The organism is Protofrankia symbiont of Coriaria myrtifolia (genome assembly GCF_900634755.1).
Taxonomy (GTDB): Bacteria; Actinomycetota; Actinomycetes; order Frankiales; family Frankiaceae; genus Protofrankia; species Protofrankia coriariae.
Map to the genome: position 1 here is coordinate 1 of NZ_CAAAFS010000171.1, position 10,453 is coordinate 10,453.

Annotated in this window: 3 protein-coding genes; 2 read left to right on the forward strand and 1 reads right to left on the reverse strand. The window is 73.3% G+C overall.

Annotated elements, in window-relative coordinates; all coding sequences use genetic code 11:
- A partial coding sequence (gene polA, locus CM1CMNOD_RS09690) for a DNA polymerase I (protein ID WP_431607657.1) occupies positions 1-2,718 on the forward strand: 2,718 nt, incomplete at its 5' end.
- Positions 2,719-3,536: 818 nt separating this feature from the next.
- Positions 3,537-7,139 carry an EAL domain-containing protein gene (locus tag CM1CMNOD_RS09695; RefSeq protein WP_013873482.1) on the forward strand — a complete coding sequence of 1,201 codons (3,603 nt, stop codon included), beginning with the start codon at positions 3,537-3,539 and terminating at the stop codon, positions 7,137-7,139.
- 42 nt (positions 7,140-7,181) lie between these two features.
- Here the strand turns inward: CM1CMNOD_RS09695 and CM1CMNOD_RS09700 are convergent.
- Positions 7,182-10,453 (reverse strand): alpha-(1->3)-arabinofuranosyltransferase domain-containing protein (locus tag CM1CMNOD_RS09700; protein WP_131773954.1); only part of this gene is annotated, 3,272 nt, incomplete at its 5' end.

Sequence of the window (10,453 nt, forward strand, 5' to 3'; positions counted from 1 at the left end):
GCCCCCGCCGCCGGCGCGGCGCCGGCGGCGGGGGCCGCGGCGGGTGAACCGCGGCTGCTCCTCCTCGACGGTCACTCCCTGGCCTACCGGGCGTTCTTCGCGCTGCCGGTGGAGAACTTCTCCACCACGACGGGGCAGCCGACCAACGCCGTCTACGGCTTCACCTCAATGTTGATCAACGTGCTGCGGGACGAGCGGCCCACCCACGTCGCGGTGGCCTGGGACCTGCCGACGCCGACCTTCCGGCACACCCAGTACGCCGAGTACAAGGCGGGACGAGCCGAGACGCCCGCGGACTTCGTCGGGCAGGTCAGCCTCATCCACCAGGTGTGCGACTCCCTGGCCGTCCCCGGGGTCACCGCCGCCGGGTACGAGGCCGACGACGTCATCGCCACGCTCGCCACCCAGGGCGCGGCCCTGGGCATGCAGGTCCTCGTCGTCACCGGCGACCGGGACGCGCTGCAGCTCGTCGACGAGCGGGTGACGGTCCTGATGACCCGGCGTGGCATCAGCGACATGACCAGGTTCACCCCCGCCGAGGTCGAGGCGAAGTACGGCCTCACCCCGACGCAGTACCCGGACTTCGCCGCGCTGCGCGGGGACCCGTCGGACAACCTGCCGTCGGTGCCCGGGGTGGGGGAGAAGACCGCCACCAAGTGGATTCAGCAGTTCGGGTCGCTGGCCGCGCTGGTGGACCGGGCCGACGAGGTCGGCGGGAAGGCGGGCGCGTCGCTGCGCGCACACCTGGCCAACGTGATCCGTAACCGCTCGCTGACCGAGCTGGCCCGTGACGTGCCGCTGGCGGTCACCCCCACCGACCTCCAGCTCCGGCCGTGGGACAGGGAGGCCGTCCACCAGCTCTTCGACACCCTGCAGTTCCGGGTGCTGCGGGAGCGGCTGTACGCGGCGCTGGGCACAGTCGAGCCCGAGGCCGACGCGGGCTTTGAGGTGACCGCGCAGACGCTCGCACCAGGGGAGGTGGCCGGCTGGCTGGCCGCGCACACCGGCGACGGGCAACGCCTCGGCGTGTACGTCCGGGGCAGCTGGGGCCGGGGCACCGGCAGCGTGACCGGTCTCGCGTTCGCCACCGCCGACGGTGCCGGCGCCGGTGCCTGGATCGACCCCGTCGCGCTCACCGCGGACGACGACGCGGCGCTGGCCGCCTGGCTGGCCGACGACAGCCGGCCCAAGGCCGTCCACGACGTCAAGGGGCCTATCCTCGCGCTCGCCGCCCGCGGCTTCTCCCTCGCCGGCGTCACCAGCGACACCGCGCTCGCCGCCTACCTGGCCCTGCCCGGCCAGCGCACCTTCGACCTCGCCGACCTCGTCCTGCGCTACCTGCGACGCGACCTGCGCCCGGAGACGTCCGAGACAGGGCAGCTGACCATCGACGGGTCGGACGAGGCGGCCGCGGCCGCCGCCGACGTCGTGCGGGCCCGCGCGACGCTGGAGCTCGCCGACGCCCTCGACGCCGACCTGGCCCGCCGCGGTGCCACCGCGCTGCTGCGCGACGTCGAGCTCCCGTTGGTCACGGTGCTCGCCGGGATGGAACGGGCCGGGATCGCGGCCGACACCGACCATCTGCTCGACCTCCAGAAGCACTACGGCGCGCAGGTGACCGAGGTGGCCGCGCAGGCCCAGGAGATCGTCGGCCGGCCGTTCAACCTCAGCTCGCCCAAGCAGCTGCAGGTGATCCTCTTCGACGAGCTGGGCCTGCCGAAGACCAAGAAAATCAAGACCGGCTACACCACCGACGCGGACGCGCTGGCCTGGCTTTCCACCCAGGCCGACCATCCGCTGCTGGCCGTGCTCCTGCGCCACCGGGACGTCGCCCGGCTGCGCACGGTGGTGGATTCGCTCATCCCGATGATCGACGACGCCGGCCGGGTCCACACGACGTTCAACCAGATGATCGCGGCGACCGGCCGGCTGTCCTCGGCCGACCCCAACCTGCAGAACATCCCGGTGCGCACCGCCGAGGGCCGCCAGATCCGCCGGGCGTTCGTCGTCGGCGCGGGGTACGAGTCCCTGCTCACGGCCGACTACTCCCAGATAGAGATGCGCATCATGGCGCACCTCTCCGGTGACAAGGGGCTGATCGGGGCGTTCGCCTCCGGTGAGGACCTGCACACGTTCGTCGCAGCCCAGGCGTTCGGCATCCCGGTGGACGAGGTCGACCCGGAGCTGCGCCGCCGGATCAAGGCCATGTCCTACGGGCTGGCCTACGGCCTGTCGGCGTTCGGGCTCGCCGGCCAGCTCGGCATCCATCCGGAGGAGGCCCGTGAGCAGATGGAGGCGTACTTCGCCCGGTTCGGCGGGGTGCGGGACTTCCTGCGCGGCGTGGTCGAACGGGCCCGCGCGGACGGCTACACCGAGACCATCCTCGGCCGCCGCCGCTACCTTCCCGATCTGACCAGTGACAACACGCAGCGACGGCAGATGGCCGAGCGGATGGCGCTCAACGCCCCCATCCAGGGGTCCGCGGCCGACATCATCAAGATTGCAATGCTCGGTGTCGACCGGAAGCTACGGGAGCACGGGGCGCGGTCGCGACTGCTGCTGCAGGTGCACGACGAGCTCGTCCTGGAGATCGCCCCGGGCGAGCGCGCCGATGTCGAGGCGCTGGTGCGGACCGAGATGGGTGGGGCCTACCAGATGTCGGTTCCTCTCGAGGTCAGCGTCGGTTCCGGCCGTACGTGGGACGACGCGGCACACTGATACCTTCTGGCGACCATTTCTGTTGCTGTCCGTCCTGCTGCCACCTGTTCCGTTGCCGTTGTTCTTTTATCATCCGTTTTTGGACTGTCGTCGTCCGTTCTGCCGCTGTTCGCCACAGCCGTGTGCGCAGAGTCCCTGTGCGCAGGGCTCGTGTGGGCGGAGTCCGTAGGAACTGTTGTGCGAAATCTGTAGGGCACCTTGTGCGAAAAGTGAGCATTCGCCCTGCTCGCGGGCCTGGACGGGCGGCCATTGCGGGCGTGATGCCACCAGATTCCACCGGAGTGGGCGTGCACCGCCGGATTCGGGTTACGGTGGAGAAACGGCATCGTTCTCGTGTCGTGACATGAACGTCAACTAAATGTCCGGTCCGTTCCCATCCGTATCCTGCCGAGTTGATTTTCTCGCGTCTGGGTGGCTGCCCCGGGTAGCTGTGTCGCAGTGGGCGGGCTGCTCCCAGCCGTGGGCCGACGGGTTTCGTCAGCCCGGCGAGGCCCCGCGGAAAGACCGAGGTCCGGCAGCGATGCCGAGGCCCGGCGGAAAGGCATTGTGTCGCTGTCCGTAGTGCGCTGGTGGCCGCGGAATAAAGCCGTCCGCGTTGTCACGCCCGATTGTCCCGGACCATGCCGATACGACCGAACACGCCATGGCCGCCGGGGCGCGGTACCCCGCGGGACGGTGTCCCCGAGCGCGATGCCACAGTCCCCGGGCGCGATGCCACACCGGACGGCGTCACGCCGGACAGCCCGGACAGCGTCGCACCGGATGGTGCCGCGCCCGGCCGTGGCACCGCGCACCCGATGGCAGGAGGATCGATCGCAGTGAGCCTCTCGTTCTTCACGGACCGGCGGCTTTTTCTGATCGTTCTTTCCGCGGTGGGCATCGTCGCGTTCACGGCGTTGGCCCTGCTGCCCGGCTCGCCGGGGCAGGGCCAGCTCGCCACGTGGCTGGCGGTGGCGATCAGCACGGCCAATCTGCTCACGGCCGTGCTGCTGACCCGGATCCGGCCGGGAGCGCACCGGCTGCTGGTGTTCTCCTCGGTGCTGGCCGTCACGATCGCGCTGGGCGGCAGCGACTCCGGCCGGGACAGCGACCTCTATCTGCTCTGGTACTTCTGGATCGCCGCCTACGCCGCGATGGTCAGCCGCCTGCGGGTCGCGCTCCTGCACGCACTGGTCGTCAGCGCCGGCGCTGTGCTGGGAGTTGCGCTCAAGGGCGATCTGTACGCCGGTGGGGCGGCGGCGGTGATGGCCATCGTCACGATCGTCGCCACCACCCTGGTGACGTTCTGGGTCGGCCGTTGGAACCACCTGCTGGTCGTCCGCGACCTGCTGACGGGCCTGGCGAACCGGGCCGGTCTAGCCCACGTCGCCCAGCCTGCGATCGCCCAGGCGGTCGCCACCGGACGGCACGCCGTCCTGGTGCTCCTCGACATCAACCGGTTCCGCGAGGTCAACGATGCCCTCGGTCACCCCGCCGGAGACCGGCTACTCCAGGTGGTGGCGAGGCAGCTGCGTAACGTGGCGACGGATCCCGCCCTGGTCGGGCGTCTCGGCGGTGACGAGTTCGCCGTCGTCCTGTGTGGGCTTGAGCTGTCCGACGAGCCCGCCGCCGCCCACGAGCACCTGCGCGCGATCGGCCGTACGGTGATCAGGCAGCTGCGCGGCCCGTTCCGCATCGACGGGGTCGACGTGGAGGTGGAGGTCAGCGCGGGCGTGGCGGCCGCCCCGATGCACGGCACGACCCTCGGCACGCTGCTGCCGGCCGCGGACGCGGCCCTGCACGCCGCCGGCCGTGAGAGCGAACGGGTCGGCGTCTGGGACGCGGGTATGGGCGGGGTGTGCCCGTCGGAGCTCGCCCTGCACGCGCAGCTACGCGCCGCGATCACCGGCGGCGAGCTGGTGCTGCACTACCAGCCGCTGCTGTCCCGCCAGACTGGCCGGATCGCCGGGGTGGAGGCGTTGCTGCGCTGGAGGCATCCGAGCCGGGGGCTGTTGGCGCCCGGCTCGTTCCTGCCGATGGCGGAACGGTCGACCCTGATCATCGACCTCACCGAGTGGGTGCTGGACGAGGCCCTGCGCCAGTGCGCGGACTGGGCCCGCGCCGGCGAACACATCCCGGTGTCGGTGAACCTCTCGGCGCGCATGCTCGTCCGTGACGACCTGCCCGACCTGGTGTCGGAGACGCTGTCCCGGCACGGACTGCCCGCCGACGTCCTGACCCTTGAGATCACTGAGAGCGCGCTGGTCACGCAGCCTGCGCGGGCCGCCGCCATGCTCCGGGAGCTGCGCACCCGCGGGGTCAAGCTGTCGCTGGACGACTTCGGCACCGGCTACAGCTCGATGGAGATCCTCAAGGCCCTGCCGTTCGACGAAGTGAAGATCGACAAGGGGTTCGTCTCCGACGCCCACGGCAGCCTGCCCGACGTCGCGATCGTGCGCTCGGTCCTGGAGCTCGGCCACCGGCTGGGGCTGCGTGTCGTCGGGGAGGGTGTCGAGGACGCCCGGGCCATGCGGATGCTGATGGAGCTGGGCTGCGATCTGCTGCAGGGTGACGCGATCTCGTCCCCGCAGCCGCCCTCCGCGCACCTGCTGACGGTGCTGCGCGCCGGCGCCTGCGAGGTGCCCCCGGCCCCCGTGGGCGCCACCGGGCCGCAGCCCGGCGGCGCCGCGCGCCCCGGTGGTACGGAACCGGGAGCCGCAGCATCTGACAGCGCGCCGGCAGCCGGCGGCGGACCGGCAGCTGCCGAGCCGGTGGCCGCCGCGTCGGCCACCGGCGACGGGCTGGTACCCGAGGAGGCTTCGGGAGCTTCCTGCGGGCTGGCGCCCGCCCGCGGGCCGCGAGCCGGCGGCGGGCCCGGGCCCGGGCCGGGCGACACCGAACCGCTCGCCGCCCTGACACCGGCGGACGAACCGGCCCGACACGGGGCCCCGCCCGGCCACAAGCTCCTCGAGCCCGACCGGGACGACGCGTTCGACGAGATCGCGACGCTGGCCGCCCGCCTGTGCGCCACGCCCGTGGCGTTCGTCGCCTTCCGGAACGCTGACCGGCAGTGGCGCCGGGCGTGGTACGGGTCGACCGCCACCGAACTGCCCCGGGAGGCTCTCCTCGACCTGGTCGACCTGAACACACCGGACGGGCCCGCCGTGGTGGAGATTCCCGACATCGCCGGCGACCCCCGGTTCGCGCGGCTGGCCGCGCTCGGCCCGAGCAGCCCGTTCCGGTTCTACGCGGCGGCGCCGATCCGCACTCCGGACCACACGGTGATCGGCCATGTCGCGGTGCTCGACCGCGTCGCGCGCGCTCTCACCCCCGGGCAGAAGGAGTCACTGGCCGCGTTGGGGCGGCAGAACGCGCACCTGCTGGCGGCCCGGCGGGCCGTGTGCATGGTCGACCAGGTCACCACCGCGCTGGGCACGCTCGACCAGTTCTGGTACCCGGACCATCTCGACCCGGCGGTGTCGACGGTCGCCGAGGTCTCCCGCAGCCTGCTCGACGCGGACGCGGTCAGCCTGCTGCTCGCGGACATGCCCGGCTCGACGGTGTTCCACGTGGCCGCGTCCGCCACGAGACCAGACGAGGACACCATGATCTCTCCCGGGGCTCGCTTCACGGAAAGTGACGAGACCGGTATCGGTACCGTGCTGCGCACCCGGGCACCGGTCTTCTTCCCCGACGTGTCGACGTCATGGCCGTTCCCGCACCAGGTCGTCCGTCGGCCCCACATCGCCTCGGCGCTGCTGGTGCCGATCCCCGGTGAGGGCGGCCTGATCGGCCTGGTCGCGGCATGCTGGGCGGCGACGCGCGCCCGGGTCGACCAGGCGGGGCTGCGCGCGGTCACCCTGCTCGGCGGGCAGGCCGGCCACACCCTGGCGCGGCTGCGTACGGCGCAGGTCCGGGTCCGGGAGATCGGCGTCGACCCGGATACCGGCCTGACCAGCCGGGACCGTTTCCTGACCGTCCTGCAGGGCCTGCCGGCGGGAACCGCCGTGTGCCTCTTCGGGGTGCCGGACCACCGGCAGGGGGAGGCTTTCGTCCGCGCCGACGAATACGTCCTGCGGCACTTCGCCGCCGGGCTGAGGGCGGCCGCCGGCGCCGGGGTCGAGCTCGCCCGCTGGTCGCACAACCGGTTCGTGGCGGCCCTGCCCGCGGACAGCAACGTCGAGCCGGACACCCTGCTCACCCGACTGCGTTCCAGCGGGGACATCGCCGCGGCAGCACCGTTCGCGGTCGGGGTCGCGACCACCCGGCCTGATCAGCCGCCCAGCGCCGCGCTGCACGACGCCGAGGGGTCGCTGCGCGACGCCCTGCGCGCCACCAGCGCGATGACGGGCCGGGCGGGCAGCATGCCCTACAACGGTGCCGGCCAGAACGGCGCCGGGTACGGGGACGCCGGCCACGACCGCGTCGGCGTGTGGGCCTGAGCGGTCCCGCCTGACCGGGCCCCGGTCAGGCGGCGGGTGGGCTCACGCCTTCCCGCGGCGGCGTTGCGCGGCCGCGACCACCACGTCGGCGGCCAGCAGCAGGATCGCGATCCAGGAGACAGTTGCGATCTTGTCGAACTCCTGGACCCACTCCCCGTTGACCGGCAGGTGGTGGCGCAGCTGCACCTGGACGACATACCCCACGCTGACCAGGAGCAGGACCACCGGGGCGACCCGCAGCAGCAGCCGGCCGCGGGGCAGCACCAGGGCGGCCAGCGTGCTCACCCCGGTGACGACGCTCGCGACCGGGTTGACCAGCGCCAGCGCGACCAGGGCCACCGCGGCGGCCAGCGCGAACGCGATCAGGACGGGGACCCGCGCGGCGCGGGCGGCCAGCGGCTCGAACACCGGCAGGTCCGGCGGGCCGTCCGGCCCCTGGCCGGCCCGCCGCCGGCGGCGGGCCGTCACCACCAGCAGGACGGCGCTGGACACCAGGGCGATACCGGAGACCGTCAGGGCACGCCACACCAGCGTCTGCGGTGTCCAGGCCAACGCGATGTCGAAGTCGGCCGCGGTGGGGGTGATCCGCCAGCCGTTGGCGTAGCCGTCCACGAGGACGGGCCGGCCGTAGTCGGTGTCGCCGGAGGTCGCCCGCCAGCCGGCGGACAGGCTCTGGCCGAACACCAGCCAGAACGGCTGACCGGGCTGCGCGCCGGTGACCCGCAGCCCGAACGAGGTCGCCGCGGAGTCGGTGACCGCCACCGCCGGCGTCGCCGTCGCTGCCGGGCCCGCGGCTGTGGCCGTGCCGGCCGCCGGGCTCGCCGGAGTGGGGCCGGCAGCCGCCGATGCCGCCGATGCCGCTGGTGCCGTCGCTGTCGGCGCGCCCACGGGCTGCGAGGTGAGGATCAGCCGGTCGAGGTCGTATCCGGTCCGCGCGCCCTCGACGGTCCGCAACACGTGGTCACCAGGACCCAGGGCGATCGGGTCGCCGCACAGCGACACCGCAAGCCCGGCACGGCCGAGCGCGTCCGTGCCGGAACCGGTGATCCGCACGGGGGTTGGACGCCCGTCGATCGTCACCAGATCGTCGCGGCAGGTGTCGGGCATGCCGGCCCGCGGCGGGGGTACCCGCAGGCCGGCGAGGCCGACCTCGGCGAGCCCGACCGGCATGGAGATCCGGGTCCCGCTGATCGGGTCGACGGTGGTGGCCAGCCGCACCCTGTCGACGACGAGACGGATATTGCTGCCCCGTACGGGCGGGAAGGACATCGTCACGGTCTGGCTCGCGCCGGGTTGTCCGAGGTCGCTGACCGGCGGGACGGTGAGGGTGTCCACCCGACGGCCGTCCACGATCAGTCCCAGGGCGGTGGGCACGGAGTGGCGGCCGTCCGCGACCACGGACAGCGTCAGCTCGGACAGGTTCACCGGCCGGGGGGAGTTGATCTGGATCCAGGCGCCCTGCTGCATGCCGAAGCCGGGGCTCCACGCGGTGGCCGGATCCCCGTCGAAGGCGCTGGCGCTGCCGGCCGCCAGGTCGCCGGGCAGCCGGCCGGAGGACTCGGTGGTGACCCCGTCGGTCGGCCGGCCGACCGAGGCGCCGAGCACGAGGTCATCGGCGTAGGCGGAGGCCCGGGCGGTGCCGGTCAGAGTGAAGGTCCGCGCGGTCGGCAGGGTGAACGTGCGGGCGACGGCCGGCTCGGTGTCGGACTTGAACGGCTCGGCCGGGTTCGCGCGGTCCCGGGTGATCTGCAGTGTCAGACGGTGCCGCAGGGAGTCCTCGCCGGCCGCGGCGAGCAGGTCGGCGGGCATCCGCAGCAGTTCCTGGACGTGAGGTGCGCTCCCGTCCGGTGTCACGATGTCGACCTCGGCGAACCCCACGCTGGACAGGCCGGCGTAGTTCGCGCGGGTCCCGGTGTTGGTGGCGTCGACGGTGACGTCCAGCCGGGTGAAGCTGCGGGCGGGGAAGGTCACCACCTGGCCGGCGGGATCCCGGGAGCTGTCCGTGAGCGGCACCGTCACCGGCGAGCCGCCGTCGAAGCGCAGCGTCGCCTTGGTGATCCACCGGTTGCGCGCGCCGGTGAGCGGCTGGACCAGCCGGACCCGGTCCGTGGTCACCGGGCCGGCCAGGTCGACGCGCAGGCGCTGCCCGGCCGGGTTGGTGAACGCGCCCACCCGCCAGGCGGTGTCCGGGTTGCCGTCGACCGCGCCGGCCGGGCGCTCCGGTGGGCTGTAGGAGAACGTGTTGCCGTAGTCGGTCGCCTCGACCGAGGCGATCCGCGCGGAGGCGGTCGGCGCGGACTGGCCGGAAGGCTGCAGCACGGCGACGGTCTGGGACGCCGCGGTGGCGTCCGGGAAGACCGGCAGCCGGTTGTCGTTCGGGTCGGGGGTGAGCGGCGCGCTGCCGGGGGTTTCCACGTAGCCGTAGCCGTCCCGGACCGAGCTCCAGCGTTCCGCCCGCAGTCGGTTGCTGTCGGTGAGCAGCAGGTCGGCGCCGTCGTCCAGGGCCTGTCGCAGGCCGGCGGGGTCCGCGGCCAGCGAGCCGGTGTAGAGAATGGCCCGGTTCCCGGCCACCGCCTCGGACAGCAGCCCGGTGGCCGCCGCGTCCACCAGCCCCTCACCGTTCCCGCTGACCAGCAGCGGGGCCGCGGTCGTCGCCGTGCGCACGATCGGCCTGGCGTCCCGAACCCCGAAGGCGGCCAGCGCCGGCGGCGCGGGAGCGCCCGGGGGCGTGCCCAGGGCGATCTCGTCGTTGAAGGGGATCTGCGGGGTGTCGGCCACCGGCGGCCCGAAGCGGCGCGGCGCGGTCAGGCCCGCCGGCACCGGGTCGGTGAACAGCTGCCAGGTCGGCACCGGCCGCGGGGTGCGGAACCGCTCGTACTGGAAGTTGCTGCGCAGCAGCACGTCGCCGACACCCATCAGCCGGGCGATGTCAGCCAGCGAACCGGTCTCGAACACCCCCTCCTGCAGCCGGCGGTCCAGCGCGCGCAGCAGGTCGGCGGACGCGGCGGCGCTCAGCGGGATCAGCTCGCGGGAGACGAAGGGCCGTTCGATGAGCCCGGGCAGGACAGGGTCGAGGGTCGTCCCCCACCGGTAGTGCGAGAACGGCGCCCCGGGCAGTTCCAGGACCCGGGTGGCCGTCCCCGCCGCGTCCAGGTCGGCGGCGGCCTGCAGTTCGTAGCCGGGGAGCGTCTCGGGCCGGTCCAGCCCGGCCTCGACGAACTGGCCGCGCCACAGCGGGCTCAGGTTCGCCACGATCAGCACGACCACGACCGCCCACGCGACACCCGGCACGGACGCCGGCAGCCGCGCGCGGC